General features: G+C 58.0%; 19 protein-coding genes. 13 read left to right on the top strand and 6 right to left on the bottom strand.

Translation table 11 applies throughout. The annotated features are described in order from the left end of the window. Positions 1-1,209: 1,209 nt before the first annotated feature. Both DMX12_RS06615 and DMX12_RS06610 read right to left on the bottom strand, forming a co-directional pair. Entirely contained in the window at positions 1,210-2,379 is a 1,170-nt protein-coding gene (locus tag DMX12_RS06615) for a tyrosine-type recombinase/integrase (protein WP_023118056.1), read from the bottom strand. Further along, positions 2,351-2,632: a helix-turn-helix domain-containing protein gene (locus DMX12_RS06610; RefSeq protein ID WP_009685663.1), complete on the bottom strand. Its 282-nt coding sequence runs from the start codon at positions 2,630-2,632 to the stop codon at positions 2,351-2,353. Before DMX12_RS06610 ends, DMX12_RS06615 begins: the two co-directional genes overlap by 29 nt. A 152-nt stretch (positions 2,633-2,784) precedes the next feature. Between DMX12_RS06610 and DMX12_RS06605 the strand changes: the two genes are divergently transcribed. After that, positions 2,785-3,120, top strand: coding sequence for a hypothetical protein (locus tag DMX12_RS06605; protein WP_009685664.1), 336 nt, complete (start codon positions 2,785-2,787; stop codon positions 3,118-3,120). 108 nt (positions 3,121-3,228) lie between these two features. On the opposite strand, the gene DMX12_RS06600 is transcribed toward DMX12_RS06605, so the two are convergent. Then, positions 3,229-5,493, bottom strand: coding sequence for a DotA/TraY family protein (locus tag DMX12_RS06600; RefSeq protein ID WP_009685665.1), 2,265 nt, complete (start codon positions 5,491-5,493; stop codon positions 3,229-3,231). A 312-nt stretch (positions 5,494-5,805) separates the two neighbouring features. On the opposite strand from DMX12_RS06600, the gene DMX12_RS06595 reads away from it, so the two are divergent. The 8 genes from DMX12_RS06595 to DMX12_RS06555 all read left to right on the top strand — a co-directional run bounded on the left by DMX12_RS06595 (position 5,806) and on the right by DMX12_RS06555 (position 11,788). Further along, complete coding sequence (locus tag DMX12_RS06595; protein WP_015026427.1) at positions 5,806-6,303, top strand: hypothetical protein; 498 nt, start codon at positions 5,806-5,808, stop codon at positions 6,301-6,303. Beyond that, positions 6,296-6,787: a hypothetical protein gene (locus DMX12_RS06590; protein WP_009685668.1), complete on the top strand. Its 492-nt coding sequence runs from the start codon at positions 6,296-6,298 to the stop codon at positions 6,785-6,787. The genes DMX12_RS06595 and DMX12_RS06590 overlap by 8 nt, the downstream gene beginning before the upstream one ends. Positions 6,788-6,802: 15 nt before the next feature. Further along, positions 6,803-7,933, top strand: coding sequence for a hypothetical protein (locus DMX12_RS06585; RefSeq protein WP_110389093.1), 1,131 nt, complete (start codon positions 6,803-6,805; stop codon positions 7,931-7,933). Continuing rightward, a complete protein-coding gene (locus DMX12_RS06580; RefSeq protein ID WP_023118059.1) occupies positions 7,933-9,024 on the top strand; it encodes a hypothetical protein in 1,092 nt (363 codons plus the stop codon). Before DMX12_RS06585 ends, DMX12_RS06580 begins: the two co-directional genes overlap by 1 nt. A 380-nt stretch (positions 9,025-9,404) precedes the next feature. Beyond that, on the top strand, positions 9,405-9,917 hold the full coding sequence (locus tag DMX12_RS06570) for a hypothetical protein (protein WP_009685675.1): 513 nt from the start codon (positions 9,405-9,407) through the stop codon (positions 9,915-9,917). A gap of 10 nt (positions 9,918-9,927) precedes the next feature. Then, on the top strand, positions 9,928-10,575 hold the full coding sequence (locus DMX12_RS06565) for a hypothetical protein (RefSeq protein ID WP_023118060.1): 648 nt from the start codon (positions 9,928-9,930) through the stop codon (positions 10,573-10,575). Positions 10,576-10,776: 201 nt separating this feature from the next. Continuing rightward, positions 10,777-11,289 (top strand): DUF6036 family nucleotidyltransferase, encoded by a 513-nt coding sequence (locus DMX12_RS06560; protein WP_015026433.1) that lies wholly within the window; start codon positions 10,777-10,779, stop codon positions 11,287-11,289. Further along, on the top strand, positions 11,270-11,788 hold the full coding sequence (locus DMX12_RS06555) for a hypothetical protein (RefSeq protein WP_009685678.1): 519 nt from the start codon (positions 11,270-11,272) through the stop codon (positions 11,786-11,788). Before DMX12_RS06560 ends, DMX12_RS06555 begins: the two co-directional genes overlap by 20 nt. A gap of 99 nt (positions 11,789-11,887) precedes the next feature. Here the strand turns inward: DMX12_RS06555 and DMX12_RS06550 are convergent, their stop codons facing one another. The 3 genes from DMX12_RS06550 to pilM all read right to left on the bottom strand — a co-directional run bounded on the left by DMX12_RS06550 (position 11,888) and on the right by pilM (position 13,461). Continuing rightward, positions 11,888-12,271 (bottom strand): hypothetical protein, encoded by a 384-nt coding sequence (locus tag DMX12_RS06550; RefSeq protein ID WP_009685679.1) that lies wholly within the window; start codon positions 12,269-12,271, stop codon positions 11,888-11,890. Positions 12,272-12,275: 4 nt separating this feature from the next. Next, complete coding sequence (locus DMX12_RS06545; RefSeq protein WP_009685680.1) at positions 12,276-12,809, bottom strand: hypothetical protein; 534 nt, start codon at positions 12,807-12,809, stop codon at positions 12,276-12,278. Positions 12,810-13,029: 220 nt separating this feature from the next. Next, complete coding sequence (pilM, locus tag DMX12_RS06540; protein ID WP_023118063.1) at positions 13,030-13,461, bottom strand: type IV pilus biogenesis protein PilM; 432 nt, start codon at positions 13,459-13,461, stop codon at positions 13,030-13,032. 167 nt (positions 13,462-13,628) lie between these two features. Here pilM and DMX12_RS06535 point away from each other — a divergent pair, with 167 nt between their 5' ends. The 4 genes from DMX12_RS06535 to DMX12_RS06520 are packed head-to-tail and all read left to right on the top strand — an operon-like array spanning position 13,629 to position 16,985. Further along, positions 13,629-15,011 (top strand): hypothetical protein, encoded by a 1,383-nt coding sequence (locus DMX12_RS06535; protein WP_033955280.1) that lies wholly within the window; start codon positions 13,629-13,631, stop codon positions 15,009-15,011. A 15-nt stretch (positions 15,012-15,026) separates the two neighbouring features. Next, a complete protein-coding gene (locus DMX12_RS06530) occupies positions 15,027-16,130 on the top strand; it encodes a hypothetical protein (protein ID WP_023118066.1) in 1,104 nt (367 codons plus the stop codon). A 1-nt stretch (position 16,131) separates the two neighbouring features. Further along, the gene (locus tag DMX12_RS06525; protein ID WP_009681564.1) at positions 16,132-16,392 is read left to right on the top strand and encodes a hypothetical protein; all 261 of its coding nucleotides are present in this window, start codon (positions 16,132-16,134) and stop codon (positions 16,390-16,392) included. A gap of 14 nt (positions 16,393-16,406) precedes the next feature. Then, positions 16,407-16,985 (top strand): hypothetical protein, encoded by a 579-nt coding sequence (locus DMX12_RS06520; protein ID WP_065861622.1) that lies wholly within the window; start codon positions 16,407-16,409, stop codon positions 16,983-16,985. The last annotated feature ends 4 nt before the right edge of the window (positions 16,986-16,989 follow it).

The raw sequence follows: 16,989 nt of genomic DNA, 5'->3' as shown, positions 1-16,989 counted from the left end.
CCGGATTGGCAAGATGATCACTGAGTGAATTCAGCCAGATAGATTCGTCCAGCGCCGCATGTATATGGAGCGGACGACACTTGATATGCACTGCCCGCTGGCACCATGAAACCGATGGAATCCGATTTGGAACCTACATCGTATGTATGGCTTGACCCTGCAACTGTAATCCAGCCTCCGTAAAATACAGCCGCAGAAAGTTGATATCTATTCCCGCAGGTTCCTCCGGAGCCATTGCCTCCGTAAGCAGAAACGAACATTGGTGAGCTAGTAATGTTCGTCCTCGTGACAGACCCGTTGAACAAGCCGATATAGTCCAAACGACCAGGTGCTGATCCTCCCCCTCGCCACACCCCGGATTGGCAAAAAGCAGTTTTGCATGTAAAGCTATTTCAGAACTTGGCAAGCCATATGGTAACTATCGAGGCTTTTGTCATTAATCAAGCCAATGAGAACCGCTCCCTCCGGACAATATGCAGCACCTGAATTCGACGAGTCGTGATAGGACACGTAACCGCCGATTACCTTTTCTCCGAGCTTTACTCCCGAGGCGGAAGTCCACACCCCGGATTGGCAAGCTAGTAAACAGCATAGGCATAGAATCGGCCAGGCCCGCTTGATTGATTCGGCGGATTTGAGGTTATTGAGTAAGCTGATCCCGCCGGCACAAAGAAGGTGATTGAGGTTGATTTGGAATACGCTCTATTGGCGTTTAGTGAATTGACTACTCTGGTCCCACCTACGTATCCACTTAACTCATACACGTTCTGGTCTTCATTGTAATTGTTGTTTAGAACGACTTTGCCGTAGTAGGCAGTGATCATAAGGATGCTGCCCGTATTATTTATTCCATCAAACCGGGCGTAGCACATGGCGCAAAGTGTAGTTAGCGTTCCTGCGCTTCCGTTGCCGCCTTTCCACACACCGGATTGGCAAGATCGTCTATGGCTTATAACAGCCGTAGGAAATACAGGGCTGACATCCACCCACCGCCACTGCGAACTGCGTGTAAGCGTTATAACCTGTAGGGCAACTGCAAGCACCCGTTAGAGGGTTCCCACCGCCACATCCGCCACCGGCCCAACTTGCATAGAAGTAAGACCCTCCCCAACGCTCACCAGGAGTAGCTCCCCGCCACACCCCGGATTGGCAATGTAGTGCCCGAATCCCGCGTCTGTCCTGGCTACCCGTACTTTCAAGATCACCCAATCACTGCAAAAAAGTGTGACCCCCCCCTTTTGACTGTTCTGAGAGTAGGCAGAGTGGATCCAGCATGATGATGTCTGCCTCGTCGACCTGTTCCAGGTACTGATCAGGTGCTGGTACGTGGCGTTTGTCACGCAAGGCCACCATGAGATGCCTCAGCAGGGCGTCCTGGGCGCTCTGTAGCGCGATTTCCGGCGTGAGTCCTTGCCCTTCTACTCCTTCGAAGTCCAAGACGCGGACAACAACGCCTGTGGGCGTCTGCTGAGTTATGGCGGGGTACGGGACCAGGTGATTGATGACCACCTGCTGGCCGCGGTGTTTGTTGCCTTCGAGCTTTTTAACCAGTCGCGAGGCCTTCAAATGGGTATATCTCTTCAACATAGCGAGGCTCTTGTGCCCGCTGATTGCCGCGATCTCCATCACGTCCAAGGTGCCGAGTTCGAAGAGGCGCGAGCACGCTTCGTGTCGCAGATCGTGGAAGTGCAGATCCTGGATGCCGAGGCGAATCATCATGATGCGCCAGGCCGATTTGAAGCCGTTGCTCGTGTAGCTGAAGACGCGGCCCTTCGACTTAACGCCGAGGCGGATCAGCGCGTCCCTGGCTTTAATGCTCAAGGGGACGTCTCGTTTGGATCCGTTCTTGGTCTCCGGTAGGTGGGCGATACGGTTCCGCAGGTTGATGTGCTCCCACTCCAGTTTGAGGAGTTCTCCCTGGCGCATGGCGGTCTCCAGGGCCAGGATGACGATCGAGTAGAGCTCTTGGGTTTGGTGGCCATGGCAGTAGCGAAGAATTAGACGCTCTTCCCTCGCCAAGAGACGACGGTCCCGGCCGGGGGGAGACTTTGGCTTCCGCACGTTCGCCACGGGGTTTGCATCGCAGGTGCCCCACTCGATACGGCCGATGTCGAATACGTTGGAGAGCAACGACATTTCCAGGCGAACCGTCGCCGGCGAGATCGATTTGCCGGTTCTTTGGTTCAGCTGCTTGAGGCGATCGTCACGGTAGTCGGCAATGTCCGGGCTGGAGATCTCCCGCATGGTTTTTGCGGCGATCGGCGATCTCAGGATATGAGTTATGCGATAGCTCTCCTGGGCGTAACCTTTCTTGAGGATTGAGATCTTGCTTCGGTAGAGTTCCAGGCCTTCAGCGAGGCTGAGGTTTTTCTTGCGCATGCAGTTGTTCCAGCTTCGCCTCAATCAACACGGCGAGCTGGCTATACGGGATTTCCAATGCGCGACAGAGGCAGATGACGGTATCGAGAGTCGGCGAGCGCAAGCCGCGCTCAAGCAGACTGATGGAGGTGCGGTCGAAGTTCGAGGCTTCACTGAGCTTGTCTTGCGACATACGACGCCCTCGGCGTAGCTCGGCCACAACAAGTCCGAATGCGATGTTATGGCTGAGAGGGGGCTTCTTTGCCTTGCTCAACGACCTGACCTATAAACAAAGGTCAGGATTTTCGTTCTGCAGACTATTGTCGTCTGCGGACAAGAGTCGTCGGATCGTTTGACAGCCGCTGCGGCCAGCGTATAGTTCAAATCATTTGGTACAACGGAAGTCGTTTCGGAGGGAGGTGCCTCATGTCTGGTCTGGATCTTCTCGGCGGGGTAATGACCAACCGCTTCTGGCAGGGCCAGCAAGAGGCTGGAGCTGAGCGCAGCTGGCAAGCGCACGCGGGCATGCTCCAGCGCAAGCTTGACCACGCGAACCAGCAGAATGTTTTCCTGACTGCGCTGCAGGAGGCGAATAACTACATCCTGCAGCTCGCTCTTGATGCCCTGCAGCGCGGCGAGGCTAGCTCCCCTTTGCTCAGCAAAGAGGCGCGTGACTCGCTTCGTACTCGTTACCTGTCCCAGAATCTGAAGGCCAAAGGTTATGCCCTCAATGAGGGCGACTGGAGCATCCGGCCTTTGTGATGCCAGGGCCCTGAAAGGAAAAAGCCGACCATTGGTCGGCTTTTTTGTTTAAGAGCTTGATATTTATCACAAAAAGAAGGGCCATCAAAACGATGGCCCTTGGTGTGCTTATCCGCCGAACAGATCCTTGTTCGATGGGCCTGGTCGCTGTGGGGAGCCATCCGGCGTGTCGCCACCGCCACCTGGGCTACCTGATGGCCCTTTCGGGCGGTGCCCGCCGAGGCCACCGGCAGCGCCATGCTTCGTTTCCCTGACGCCGGCGACGAACACATCCTGGCCGCTGTCGCCCGTGCGCTCCGCGTCGGCGATACCACCAGTAGATCCGTTACCGATCCAGCGCAGGATGTTGTCCGGAACCCAGTGAATCAGGCTGAAAACGATGTGCACGACGGTGGTCATCATCACCACATAGATGGCCACGTAGGCGATGAAGCTGACGATGCCCGTCATGCTGTCGGCCTGGATCCCGGAGACGACTGACATGAAGGCCGCGTTGATGTATCCAACGATTGGCTGAGTCAGCAGCATGCCGCCGAGTAGGCCGAACAGCATCAGTGCTGGTCGCATCACCAGCGACAGGATCATCATGTAGCCCTGTCCGGCTCGGCCGACGGCATCGTCTCCATCTGGATGGATGTGGGCTACGGCAAACAGCGGGGCCGCGATGACCGATTCCAGAACAAGAACGAACCAGTTCACGATCGAGGTTGTCCAGGTGATGAACGGGATCATCGGCACATAGGTGCTCAGCGTCACGCCGAAGGCGAACAGGGCGAGCAGCATGAGGGTGATGATGCCCGAGAGGAACTGGAAGACTGCGCCTGCGTCGAAACCAACCTTCACTGTGGCCTGTGCTGCCCAGGAGTTCGCGACGCCTGTGGCGGTGGCCATGGCTGCGAGCATTACCTCGCCGGTAGTCACGATGACATCGCCGAAGCTTTTCATCTGACTCATGTGGTTGAGGTTGGAGCCAGCGATGCTCTGCGTCATCTGGTTGATCGCGCCCATGAATGGCGCGGACATCATCTTCTTGACGTACTCCCAGGCGCCTTCTCCGTCACGGGGCTCCCGAACGTTGGTCTCGGCGTAGTAGGTGTTACGGACCGAGTCGACGCGGTGCTTGGCATACTCGTCGGCGGTGAGCATGACGTCGGCGTATGTCTGGAGTGTCTCCTTGGTCTCCTTGTCGACGATGGCAATAGGATCGGCTGCCGGCAGACCGTTCAATGTGGATTGCATCACGTCGTTCATTTTGACGATGTGGTTGTACCAGGTGCCGGCGAACAGCCAGCCGCCGTCCTTGGCGGCCTTGAGGAAGTCCGCTGCAGCGCGATCACTGGTTTGCATCACAGCGGTCTTGGCGGCGGCGCGAAGCGAGTTCTCATAGGTGTTCGCCGCGGCGTCTATCACGCCCGGGGCCGGTTTTTGCCCGGCGACGATCTGCTGTGCCGTCGGCCGGATATCCTGGATCATCTGCTGGATGGCTTTGGCGTGTGCCGCGAGAATCGGCTCTTTGATGACCTTGGTGTTGCTGTTGCCCTCCGAGGCCTCCCAGGATTGCTTCCAGGTCAGGGCTCCGCAGACATCGGGGTTCATGTAGGAGTTGTCGTTCGCCTTCCACTTGTAGTCGGTGACGGTATAGCTCGCTTTGTTGTACTTCTGAACCATGTTGATGCCGCCATAGACCGGTATGGCGTCGGTAATATCAACGTCAATCTCTCCGGTGTTGACGACCTTGCGGGTGGATGCGACAGCTTGGATGCGTGTCGACCGACCAGAGGCCTCGAACTGCTTGTTCATCGCCGCGGTGCAGACTTCGAACTTCAGGATGTTGGCGGCCAGTGGTCGGGAATCTGGAATGAGCGGTCGGGAAAGCATGCCGTCCTTGCCGATTTGGTCGACCGCCTGGCTCCAGATTGCGTCTCCCACACCCACGCCCTGTATAGCAAGCCAGAGCACCATGATCTGGATCAGCGAGTAACCATGCCCGAGCGGTAGCAGCAGGGCGCCGCCTGCAGCGGTACGCAATGGAATCCAGATGTCGCTCATCTTCCGTCCGAGGACCTCGCCATCCTGAGCGGAGTCGACGGTGCCTTTGATCGTGGTGTAGGCGATAAAGAGCATGCCCAAGAACATCACGGCACCACCGAAAACGGACATCATGCTGCCCAGCACGTCCTCGGTCTCGCCGCCCTCTACGTTCCCGCCAGAGTGGATGGTCCCCACGATCGAGCCGAACACTTCTTCCAGGAAGTCAACGGAAGTATCGCCCGGCGGCGGGGTGAATTGGTTCAGTCCGCCTGAGGATTCAGCGTGGGCTGCTCCCCCGAAGAATGCGGCCAGAAGTAGGCAAAGCAGCAGCGATTTTCTCATCTGGCTGTCCTTTAGCTGTGCTTGTTGGAAGACGAGGGCGTGGGGGAGGGGAGCGTGAGTTCCGGCTCATGCGTATCCGCGTCACCCAAGCGGCCCAAAAGCCGCTCCGACAGTTGACGCCATGCTTGGCCGCAATCCTGGCGACCGGCGGGTGGCGCGCTTGCTTCAGGCTCGGGAGGTGGCGACGGTTCGGCTCGCTCGGTTCGGATGTGTTTGATGACTCTTAGCACGCTGATCACCAGTGTTGACGCTAAAGCGTTTAGTCTCGATACTTGCAGAAGATAACACAACGAAAGTCCGAGCCATAAACCAATGTTAAGCCTATCTACTGAAGATGTTGCAGAGCACTGGGAGCAGGTTTCGCCTGAACTAGGCCAACTGTTTGCTTCGATTGAGAGGGCAGAGGACTGGGCCCTGGATAATCACCCGGATATCGCCGAGCGCCTGCAGAGCTTCGGGCTCCGCCTCTCCGATCCGGCGGCTGCGGCGAAGCTGGCTGATGCGGACCGAAATGACCTGCTGTTCTTCCTCGTCTATATCAGCAGCAGCAAAGCATTCCGAATCGTCCAGTGGCTGGACGAGCGCCACGCAGGGCTGGGGTCACGTCTGCTCGGAGTGCTCCTGCAGCAGGACTCTAATGGCGTTTTCTCGAACGTCCTCGATCCGATGTTGGCCGGCACCCTGGTACAGCGCCTCCAAGTTGTACAGAACACTCCGTTCTTCCAGCGGCTTCTGGCCCCCGAGTTCCTTGGGAGCCTGTCGAAGGCCATCACGAACTATCACCAGGAGAGGTCGGAGCGAGATGAATAAGTTTCCGTCGATGCTCGCTGTTGGCTTGCTGATCGGTGCCTCGACTGGAGTGGCCGCGACGAGCGCTTCCGATGCGCAACGTTATTGCGAAGACATTCAGCAGGGCCAGCAAAAGGCCCAGGAGGAGTACGTCAAGATCTACACCCCTGAGGTGAACCCCACGGAGGTGTTTCAGAACTCGATTACTCCCTGCATGGACCAGATCTCTCAGTACGTTGGCGGCCTAAGCATTCCCGGGCTGGGAAGCATCCAGGGGCTGATCGACAAGATCGGGAAGGAGTTGCTGGAAAAAGGTTGCCAGGCTGCGAAGCAAGAAGCGCAGTCTGCTGGGCAACGAGCCATCGAGTCGGTTCGTCGCAGAGCCAACGAGAAGAGCAACGGCAAGTACAGCCAGGTCATGGGCACTGTCGGCTCGCAGGTCGGGACTGTGGTGCCCGGATCGGCCGGGGAAACGGCGGGCCGCGTGATCAACATCCTGCAGTAGCTTGGGAGACCTGTGATGAAAGCATTCAAATTTTTTGGTCTCGGTGTCGCTACCCTGGTGGTTGGCCTGGGCATGAGCGGTGCTCCGCGGGAAGCCGAGGCGTGCTGCGGTGACGGCGCGATTGCCGCCCAGGGGGCGAATGCCGCCGGCATGGCGGTGTCGTCTGCCGTATCCACTGCAACTTCGACGATCGTGGCCTGGCTCCAGAAGATCGATTCGAGCATTCAGCAAGGGTTCAGCACCTTGACGCGGGAAGTCACAAAGCAGACAGCCCAGCAAAAGGTGATGATGGAGGGCGCGATCGCCGCTCAGACGCAGCTCTATATGGAGAAAGTTCGAGCTGATGCGACAACCAAATACGAGTTGTCACCTCGCAGCTGCTATGAGGCTGCGACGGGAGCCGCAGCGGGTCAGGCCGGCACTTCGGTGAAGCAAACCGCAGGTAGCCTGAACAAGGCGTCTGCAGATCGTACCCTCTATACCCCCAGCAGTGCGGCTGTCATTTCCCGGCACTATGACGAACACGTGGCGAAGTATTGCACGGCGGAAGAGGCTGCCCAGGGTCGATGCTCGCTGCCTTCGGATCCTGCCATGCAGGGTGCCGATATCCGCGTCGACACCTTGTTGGGCAATAGCAATCTCACCCCTTCGCTGCTGGAAGCCGTAAAGGCCCTCATCGCGAAATTGGTCAACGCCATCCCCACTCAGAACATCCCCAAGGCCTGGGAGGGCACTGCTCAAGGTAAGGCATTCATTGCGGGGCAGTATATTGAGCAGGCCAGATCCTCGGTCGCCGCAAACTCCTTGAACCAGGCTGTTGCCCTGCGCACACCGGTCGCTGGCCTGGGCGCCGCTGCGATGGTCAATAAGGCGGACATCTCTCCGATGGAGCTTATGGAAACCCTGGTCAACGGTCGGTTTCAATCGCCTGACTGGTACACCATGATTTCTGGCTTCTCTACCGAAAACCTGCTGCGCGAGCAGAACAAGATGCAGGCCTTCAAGCTGTGGATGGATCTTCAGTCTTTCCAGCAGATGGAGCGTGTTGAGGCAATGCTCGCGACCAATCTTGCCATGGACGTGAAGTCCGATTCGGCGGCACAGCTCGAAGTGGCTCGAAGCGCCGCGGCGAAGGCGGGGCAGTGATGCGGCCGCGCTGGATTGCTGCAACAGCTTTAGCTCTGGGGATAGCAGCACTGCCGGTCTACCGAGCGTCTGCAGCATATTGCTGTGATCCCTGGGGGTTCGTGGGCTATTCCGCGTTCGTTCAGGCCGGCGCCAGTATGGTCTCGGATTTTACTTCTTGGGCCAGCGACATTGTCGAAGTGCTTGCAGGCGATATCTACCCGGATTGGTGGTCGGGAGTGAATGGCCATCAGGCAGTCATGACACAGCAGCTCGCTGCTCAGCAGGCGCTCTTTGAGGGTAAACAGGCGGTCGACGCTAACCTGCAGGCCCAAGAGCGTGCCGGTAGTGCAGCCGAGGAGAGCATCCCTGCGAGCAGCCAGGCAGAAACAATGGCTAGCGTACAGGCGGTTGGAAGCGCGATGGTTGGAAGCGTCCGGCAAACTGCTGCTGAAAATCGCACGCTGCTAGACGCCACTCATGGAGCTTTCTACCAAGACCAACTCGCGCTGATCCAGCGTCACGTCCCTTACTGCTCCGATCGAGATGCCAGCGCTGGACGGTGCCAAGCTGTGGCTGCCGCCATGCAGGATCGGGACATCCGTTTCGACAGGATGTTGGAGCCAGGGGAGGGGAGAAAGACCTTTAATGAGGCCGAGATCGAGGCCGCCCGAGCCTTCGTCAAGAACGTTACGTTTGAGATGGCCACCAAGCTTCCCGATACCGGTAGCCCGCAAGGAAAGGCCCTGCGGGCGCACGAGTTGGCTGATGACGCGGTGATGTCGCTGGCCAGCAACAGCCTCAATGGGATGATTGCCAGGCGGTCTCCTGTTGATGGCCAGGCCTCGTTCTACGAGTTGATGTCCAACGAAATCGAAAAGCGATTTCTCTCTCCGGAGTGGTACACCGCTGAAAGCGGGAAGACTACTGCTCCGCTGCTGACCGAGTATCTGCACATGCAAGCCCTGGAAGATGTTCTGGCGCTTGAACGAAGCCGAGCACGCGAGCGGATCGAGATGATGCTCGCGCTGCAGACCGAGCGGCTGAATCGGAAGGACATACAGCCCCGTCTTGAAAATCAGCGCGGCGCTGCCGCTAGGGCAGGGCAGTAATGCACGTGTTCACCACCCAGGTACTGCCGGCAGACGTCAGGCTCGTACGCCTTTTCCCGATGGTCCACGTGGTTAGGCGGGTGCCTATAAGTGACCAGATAAGCACCGCGATGGGAGCCTGTATCGACCAGTTGTGCTCGACGGCACACCAGGAAGCCAACGCCCTTATTGGAGTGTCCTTTTCAACTTCTGCGTTGGTCACCAAAGAAGGGGAGCAGGTCATGGTCTTGGCCTATGCCGGTACTCCTGCCTTGCTAGAGGTTGCCGGACAGGCCGACGGGGATTAGGGGCCGAATTTGCGTTCGTCACGTTCCTTGCGAAAGCGAAGGGACTTTTGCCCCGGTCCCTGCCGGGGTTTTTTTTGGAAGAGGAGGAGTGGTATGGAGCTTGTGCGCTATGCACTGACGGACCCGCGAAACGATTGTGAGTGGGTTCGGAGTGATCTTGACAGCATGATCGCTATAGCAGAACGAGAAGGCGCTACTCAGTTTCAAGGGTTCACGATCCTGCGTGACGTGGTTCAGATAGAAAAGCAGGGCGATCGCTGGGTGCCAGGCCCGTTGCAGGTTCGTAGCCTGAGCTATGAGGACGTCTGCGGGCACTATCAGCGAATCCTCTCGGCCAATCCGGGGTGTGGTCTTCAGGTCGCGAGCCACGGGCTCGTTTTCCTTGATGATGACGGGATAACGCTGCTGAGAGCGCCGTACAAGGACGATGGCGTGACGATCGACGAAGACGAGCTCTATGAGCTGGACGGCGACGTTTTCTATTACGGCCACTGGGAAGGCGAGACTCCAGAGAGCACCAGGGCGGACATTTTGTCGCCAACCCTGAGGGAGATCCCAGATCTCGAAGAGATTCTGTCGCGGAACAACTCGCGGACTTTTTTCTAGGAGAATGGTCATGACTATGATCGCTGTGAACCGGAATGCCCCGATCGCCTACCACTTTCTATTCGCGCCTCACTCTCCGGAACCTGAGGGGGTTCTCGTTGACGCTGCAGGAATGCCTGTGCTGACTGATTACCAGGCGGTAGATTGGAAGGCGCTGGCGGTTTCTGCCCGTTCCGCAATCGACGGTGTTGTACCCAAAGGTATACAGCTATTTGTGGCTGATGATGCTGCCGACGTCTTCGAGGTCCTCAATCTCTGCCCGTGGTCGGTCAGCAGTCACGTGGGGAGAGGTGACTTCTACAGTCGCTTCAAAACGGCGGTAGAAAAGCTCGAAATGGCGGATATGCGTTCTGGCATCACCAGCCTCTCTCAATACGCCGACGATTATCATGTCAACGTTCCAAGCGCCGGTCGGCGCCCTCCATTGGGCGGGATCATTATCACAGTGAAGTTTCCCAACGCTTCGCATGTGGGAGACTATCTCCACAATGTGACGCATGCCCTCTTCGGCCAGATACGGCGCGATAATGGACTGGCCCTTGGGGTGGGGGATATGTCGCCGGCACTGTTGAGCTGGTTGGAAAATCAGTTTGGTGTCGCTTATGGTCGGCGCTGTGAATCGTACTTTGTTGGGACGACAAGGCCCCGCCCGCACTGAGTCCTGCGTTTCCGGTGCATGCCTCTGGCTCTATGCTCCAACCCTCGACCTGCTTCGCCGGCGGAGCCGGCTCGGTCTCACGTTATTGATTTTTAGGAGCATTCAATGTCAAACATCCAACTCAGCACACCGCTAGGGGAGGCCGTAGCTAGGCTCTTCTCCCGGGCTTTACCTCTTCTGGAGGGTCAGGCGCCCGGTGCCATGAAGGTCTTCATCTTCGGTGGATGTGGGGTGCACCTGCTGACGCACGCCCGCGGGAGCGCCGACATCGATGCTGAGGTCGAGGCAGCAAGGATCCTGCGCCGTGACGAGTTGGTGGCGGTGCTGGCAGATCCGGAGTTCTATGAGCAAGGGGACGAAGATCTCACGGTGGAGTTCGATCCGAACTACAACACGTCGCTTGGGCCTCTGCATGAGGACTATCGAGATCGAGCAATACCCTTGGATGGGTTCGACGGAAACCAGCCTCTGCATGTTTACGTGGCCGCTGGCGTGGATCTCGCTATTTCCAAGTTGAGCCGGTTTACAGAGCAGGACAAAGCTGATATCGAAGCGCTTATCGACAGTGGCCGTGTTGATGTCGAAGAGTTTGTTACACTGGCCACACAGGCAATCGATTATGCGGTCGGGAACCGCTCGGGCATGCTCAGCTGCTTGGCCGACGTCACTGAACCGTATTTGGAGGATGGGCACTATGGCTCGCCAAAACCCTGACGGCAATTTCGGCAAGCTCCTGGAGGATGTAACCCGGGGAGGGCTGCGCCATGCCTCGGCGGAGGCGCTTGCGGAGCTGGCCAAGCAGCTCTGGTACGGCCAGGGAGACTTGGTGTCTGTGCTGGAGGACGAGGTTTCCAGGCGTCTACGTCAGGTCGACCAGAAGCAGCGAGCGCTGTACCTGGTGGATCGGCTACGCCGCTTCCCCTGTGTACCGCGGGAGAAGGCCGCTTTGCTCAAAGCGTTCGTGTCGTCCTGGTCATCGCTCAAGCCTGCGGCGCGGTCGCCACGGGCGAGCCAGCTTGTGGCCACTCACCGCCTGGATAAGCTCGCGTTCGAGTGGGGGCTGGAGGAGGACGTGAGCCCGCAGATGAAGGAAGTCCTGCAGTACCAAACCCGGCACTATGCGGCTACGCAGGGCGTGAGTACCGGATATAGTGACGGTGCTCCGTCGCCGGCGGAAGACCGCAGCAGGGCGGTAGTGGCTATGGCGCGGTGAAGGAATGGACAGAAGCAAGAAGGGCCGCGCAAGCGGCCTTTCTTGTTTGCGCGGGTGCTTATGCTGTCGGCAGGCGGTAGCCGTCGATGTAGCCCATAGTCACCAACCGCACGGGTAGCTGGGGAAGCAGAGGTTGATGTCGAGCATCAATTCTTCGTGGGGCCGGGGAGACCAGAAGTAGTACCCAGCGAGCCGTGCAAAATAGACGGGCTGGCCGGCAGCTTCGCCAACGACCTCGATCTGCTTCCCGAAGCTCTTGAGAAGGTGTGCTACCTCATTACGCATTGAGGTCAGCGCCTCGTTCACGAGTTGATTAGGCGTCAGGTCAGGATTCGGCTCCGCGTCGGGATCCATGCGCTGGTTGACCATGCACCAGTGATATCGGAACAACTCCCACTCTTCAGTCGGTAGCTTGGTGGTGATGTGCTGCAGCACGGTCTGTTTGAAGAGATCCTGGTCATGCTGGGGGATGCTGTTCAGCATATCGTCACGCCTCGCTGGTGGCCGCATGGGTTGAGGAGATAGGGGACGCAGAGAAGCCGGCGAACTCGCTCTCAAGCCAGTCCTCATCCAACTCCGTAATAGGGAGGACCTGGCCCTTCTTCAGGACGGCCCGGACGATCCAGTTTGTCCAGGGCTGGCATTCCTGCATCGCCTGTTGAGCCTCCGCCAAACTCAATTTTCCAGCAGCTGGGTCATTTAGCGACAAAGTCACCGCGGCTGCTTGGTCCTTGAGGGCCTGCAGGGCCTTGTAAGCCTCGGACATCAGGCTGCGGTGGCCTGGGAGCGATTTCACTATCGCAACGCCTGCGGACGGGACCAGCTGCAATCCCAGCTCGCTGAGCGGCCCCACGTATTGCTCTTGGTTCTCAAAAACGCCAGTCACCGCCCAGTCTCCAAAAAGTGCGTCCTTGTGGAACGGATGTGCTGTGTGGATCTGTATACGAAGGCGCTGTGCCGTTGCTAGGTGCGTAGCGATCAGTGCCTCGTCACGAATCATTGCGATGGAAGGCTCGGTCATTCTGGTCCTCGTCTACTAGCTGTGGTGGCTCCGACCAGCTGGTCAGGCACTAGATCTTGTGTTTTCCGCTTGCGACCGTTTAGCGCGAGGCGCGGTATTGCGTATTGCTCAAGTAGCGGCGCAAGGCTTATAGTCATTTAAAGAATAATAAATAATGTTTTTATAGCCGTTTAACATAACAATGATTATACGAACAAAATCAATAGGTTAGGTTGGTGTCTCAGAACACGACGCTCCCATCCGGGATTGCGCTGGGCAGGCTTGAAATGACGCCTCGCCTCGGGTTCACCAGGTTGCCGTTCTGCTTGATGCCTACGGTGAGCGCATTGTCCGTGCGTTTGAGCAGGAGTTCGGCCAGGCCTGATTTCGGCTGGCTGTAGAAGACGTACACCTTCCCGGCTTGCACGACGTTACTGATGCCTGGGGCTTTGACGTACCAGCTGGGGAGGCCAAGCTGCGCGTCGGCGATTGTTCCTGAGGCAGCTGGGTTGCTGGCCTGGTAGGCCGCAACAGCGCCCTTGTAGACCTGCATGCTCCCCGCGATCGCGGCTATCTCTCCCTGCGTTTCGGTATCTCGCCAGTCCTGGATGTTTCCAAGGAAAACCGAAGCAGCCAGCCCAAGGATGGCGAACAGCGTCCAGAACATCTGCATTGGTCTCTCCTAGGTGATTCCAGAGGACTCTGGTCCACCTATATATGGGAATGTTTGCTAGAGTCGCTTATTATAATGCAACGAAAGTAAAATTTGTGCACAGTACGGATACGCCGCGCCTGCCGGCAGTGCGGTTCTAGTGCAGATCTCATCTGGAGGGGACGAGAATGGGCTTCTTGAAGAAAACGCAGTCTGAAAACCCGGGAGAAGAGGCCGGCGTCGGCGAAGTCGACGATGGGTTCGTTGAAGTCCCTGCAGATGACACTGCGGCTGACGAAGCCGCCATTCGTGATTCGCTGAAAGAACAGGGCGAAGCCGGTAAGGAAGACGAGTCCGCTCTGGAAGAAGTCGTTGCGCCTGCGGAGGCGCTTGGTGACCAGGCCGGGCAAGACGATCTGATGGATGGCCTGCCCTCCTCGATCTATTTGCTGCGCGAGATCCTGCGGAACCACGACTGGTCGGAGAACCCTGCGGATCCCGCAGGCCAGATGATCGAGTGGACGATGATCGAGTCCATGATTCGCTCTGCGATCGATGCGGGCCATCGTGCTCATGTGGAGCGAGTTTGGGCAGAGGTTGCCCCGCCCAGTCATGGCGGGCTTGCCGATGTGCTCGCTTCGCTGCCGCAGGATTCGGCGGGGGCTGCAGGTCCTGACGCAGCTCAGCCCGCCCAGGAGGAAGTGCACATCGCCGAAGATGCAGCTATGGGCGTCGAGCCTCACCTGCGCACCTTCCAAATGCCCGAGGCTGATCGTCTTCCGGAGCCTTACCTTCGTACCCTCAGCCCGGACGATGTGCTGGATGGTCAGTATCGGCACATCCCGGACGAGGCATTCTCCCAGCCCTACCAAGGTCAGGAATGGGCTGCCCGGCCAGAGGCCGTGCGCCCTGCCCCTGCAGCGAACTCCGCAGCGCCTCATCCTGAAGGAACGCCAACGGCCGGCGGGACGGACCTGTTGAGCAAAGCATTGTCGGCACCTTTCGCGCTGGCTTCCGCGGCGGGGAGCCTTGTCCTGGGCTCACTCAAGACGATGGGCGATCAGGCGCGCTCTTTCTATCAGAAGCGAGCCGTCAATGGGCACCAAGTCATGGAGAGGCAGCTCAATGATCACGCTACTCGCATCGACGGGCTGACCAGCCGACTCAGGCAGTCAGGCATGGGTGAGTTCATCGCTGAACTGAAGGCAACCGGTCGGCCGGCCAATGAGATATTCGACGGGATGAAGCCTGGTGGCCCCTATGAGAAGTTCGGCCGCCGCTTCTCCTCGTTGATGGAGGACGCGGATTTCGCTTCTAACTACGCGAACCTGCAGCGGCATATGGACGAGTTCGGCGACCTCGCATCCCGTTACGCGAAAGCAGGCATCGACCTTAATTTGGACTACTCCGACGCGGTCGATCGCAACCTTTCGAAGATTTCGGCCGCTACCGAAGGCTTCCCGGGGACGAAAGATGGCGCCTTCAAGCACCTGCAGGAGATGGCGCAGCAGATTGGGGAGCGGATCAAGCGGCTTGTCGACCGGCTTATGGGCCGGCTTGCGCCGCAGTAACAGGAGGATCCAAGCATGGAGAGACCACCTATTACTGGGGTGCTTTTGGCCTTCGGCGCAGCACCCTACAAGTTCGAGAAAGACGAGTCGGCAAGCTTCTACGTCCAGTTACAGCTGCCCACTGGCGAGACCAAAACCCTATGGGGTGTGGGCTTGGAAAAAGCACTCGAAGACTCTGGGGTGCAACTTGGTGAGGTCCTGACTGCCCAGAACCTGGGGAGGCAGCCAGTCGAGGTCGATATCAAGGTTCGTGACGAAGACGGGAAACTAACGGGCGAGGTCCGCCGAGAGGTGGTGCATCGCAACGTATGGTCAGTGATGGGTGCGCCGGAGTTGGACTGGCGGCGGGACGCGGAGCAGAAGGAGCAGCCTGGCCAAAGCGACAATGACCAGGCTCGTGGTGGCCCTGCGGATTCCTCCTCGACCGAAAGGGCCGCTGCCGGCGCCACCGCGACCAGTACCGATCAAGTTTTCGCAGATGCAGGCAATGCGTCAGCTCAAGAAACCTCGGTGAAAGACTCAGCCCGTACTGGATCTCGGCGGGACAAGCGAGATCGCTCCCCGTCTCGGGGCCGGCGAGCGGAGCCCGCCGAGGCGGGGGTACAACAGCATGGGGCCGCCGGCACCGGTGGTGGCCTCGGCCCCGACCTGGTATCGAAGGCCTTTTCGGCGCCCTTCAATGTCGCAACCGCCCTTGGCGGCCTGTTCTCGACTTCCTTTAAAGAGGTGGGGCACAAGTTCACAGCGCGGAGCGTAGATGGCTATGGCGTTCTGGAAGGACAGCTTTCGGATCTGGCCAATGCCGTTGAGCGCAAGGCCACCTGGTTGAAGTCGCAGGGGGAGATAGATGGTCAGGTGGCACCAGGTGCTGCGCAAACGGCGGAAGATCTGAAGCGGCTTCTGGGGGATTTCGACACCCTTTCCGGTCGGTTTTCCGATATGGGCAGCAAGCTCGGATATGACTACGCCGAAACTCTGGAAAAACATTCTACTTCCATGAAGTCCGCCCTCGATAGTCTAAATGGAAAAGTCGAAATTATTGCTGAGCTTCAAGAGCTTGTCAGTAAACTTGTAGACAAACTTGAACGACTTTTTTCGAACATAAAAATGGGTCGATAACATGCAAATTATTACCGACGAAAATATCAACCGGCTCATAGCACGGCTCGACAACTGCTCTGTGCTTGTGGACGCCGCGGACAAGGTCGTCTCCCCTGAGGTTTTTGGCCGAATTAAGGCGCAAACCCTTGCATATGCTGGGTTCATGTCGGACCTGGCCGGTGGTCGGCTGCCTCGCTTTTCTAACTCCACTATTCAAGGCGCAAGCTTAGTTGAAGAGTTCTGTCTTCTGATCGAGACAGAGTTGGGAAATCAAAAATAGAAAGGGACAAGCAGATGAACGAACTGAATGAACGATTGAGTTCGGGGGCAGAAAGTATTTGGGGTAAATTCTGCCGGGCTGTATCGGAATGTGATCTTAAATGGGCTGTCGTTCTTCCAGCAGCTATTGGAGCCCTGACGATAGTGGCGGGCGTGGTGCAGGAGGCCCATGGGCAAACGGATCTGATAATTCAGGGGGGGCGTGCTGCTGTCGACGCATACAAGGCCAGTCACCAAGCGAATCCTCTCACCATTCCACAAATTGTTATTGAAGCGTTCTCCCCAGGTGGCCGTGATATGGGGTTTGGTGGGCGTACTCAAGGCATTGGGGTGGGGCTGGCCAGCATTGGTCCGTTGTTGGGAGCTGCGTCAGTGCTGTTGGCCCGTGGTTTCGAGCGCATTAAGGAAGGGTTGGGCGCCAAGGCAGATCAAGCCGAGAAGGCGCGAGAGGCCGAGCAGTCGCGGCAGGCTTCGATGTATCTCGGTGGAAGCGTTGCTCTGTCCGGGCTTGGTTCGACGCCGGGCTTCTACGTCGACGGCCGTCAGGCTGGGCTCGACGGTGAGGAACCCTCCGCGACCATGCGCCCACGTTGAATGG

It is taken from the genome of Pseudomonas sp. MB-090624 (assembly GCF_003205245.1).
In the GTDB taxonomy this organism is placed as follows: domain Bacteria; phylum Pseudomonadota; class Gammaproteobacteria; order Pseudomonadales; family Pseudomonadaceae; genus Aquipseudomonas; species Aquipseudomonas juntendi.
Note: the sequence above shows the minus strand (reverse complement) of the source record. Positions and strands in the feature narration are given on the sequence as shown.

What these genes read in the sequence shown, in the direction of transcription:
- DMX12_RS06615 (WP_023118056.1), bottom strand. Translation starts at nt 2,379, where the DNA reads ATGCGCAAGAAAAACCTCAGCCTCGCTGAAGGCCTGGAACTCTACCGA.
- DMX12_RS06605 (WP_009685664.1), top strand. Translation starts at nt 2,785, where the DNA reads ATGTCTGGTCTGGATCTTCTCGGCGGGGTAATGACCAACCGCTTCTGG.
- DMX12_RS06600 (WP_009685665.1), bottom strand. Translation starts at nt 5,493, where the DNA reads ATGAGAAAATCGCTGCTGCTTTGCCTACTTCTGGCCGCATTCTTCGGG.
- DMX12_RS06595 (WP_015026427.1), top strand. Translation starts at nt 5,806, where the DNA reads ATGTTAAGCCTATCTACTGAAGATGTTGCAGAGCACTGGGAGCAGGTT.
- DMX12_RS06590 (WP_009685668.1), top strand. Translation starts at nt 6,296, where the DNA reads ATGAATAAGTTTCCGTCGATGCTCGCTGTTGGCTTGCTGATCGGTGCC.
- DMX12_RS06585 (WP_110389093.1), top strand. Translation starts at nt 6,803, where the DNA reads ATGAAAGCATTCAAATTTTTTGGTCTCGGTGTCGCTACCCTGGTGGTT.
- DMX12_RS06580 (WP_023118059.1), top strand. Translation starts at nt 7,933, where the DNA reads ATGCGGCCGCGCTGGATTGCTGCAACAGCTTTAGCTCTGGGGATAGCA.
- DMX12_RS06570 (WP_009685675.1), top strand. Translation starts at nt 9,405, where the DNA reads ATGGAGCTTGTGCGCTATGCACTGACGGACCCGCGAAACGATTGTGAG.
- DMX12_RS06565 (WP_023118060.1), top strand. Translation starts at nt 9,928, where the DNA reads ATGACTATGATCGCTGTGAACCGGAATGCCCCGATCGCCTACCACTTT.
- DMX12_RS06560 (WP_015026433.1), top strand. Translation starts at nt 10,777, where the DNA reads ATGAAGGTCTTCATCTTCGGTGGATGTGGGGTGCACCTGCTGACGCAC.
- DMX12_RS06555 (WP_009685678.1), top strand. Translation starts at nt 11,270, where the DNA reads ATGGCTCGCCAAAACCCTGACGGCAATTTCGGCAAGCTCCTGGAGGAT.
- DMX12_RS06550 (WP_009685679.1), bottom strand. Translation starts at nt 12,271, where the DNA reads ATGCTGAACAGCATCCCCCAGCATGACCAGGATCTCTTCAAACAGACC.
- DMX12_RS06545 (WP_009685680.1), bottom strand. Translation starts at nt 12,809, where the DNA reads ATGACCGAGCCTTCCATCGCAATGATTCGTGACGAGGCACTGATCGCT.
- pilM (WP_023118063.1), bottom strand. Translation starts at nt 13,461, where the DNA reads ATGCAGATGTTCTGGACGCTGTTCGCCATCCTTGGGCTGGCTGCTTCG.
- DMX12_RS06535 (WP_033955280.1), top strand. Translation starts at nt 13,629, where the DNA reads ATGGGCTTCTTGAAGAAAACGCAGTCTGAAAACCCGGGAGAAGAGGCC.
- DMX12_RS06530 (WP_023118066.1), top strand. Translation starts at nt 15,027, where the DNA reads ATGGAGAGACCACCTATTACTGGGGTGCTTTTGGCCTTCGGCGCAGCA.
- DMX12_RS06525 (WP_009681564.1), top strand. Translation starts at nt 16,132, where the DNA reads ATGCAAATTATTACCGACGAAAATATCAACCGGCTCATAGCACGGCTC.
- DMX12_RS06520 (WP_065861622.1), top strand. Translation starts at nt 16,407, where the DNA reads ATGAACGAACTGAATGAACGATTGAGTTCGGGGGCAGAAAGTATTTGG.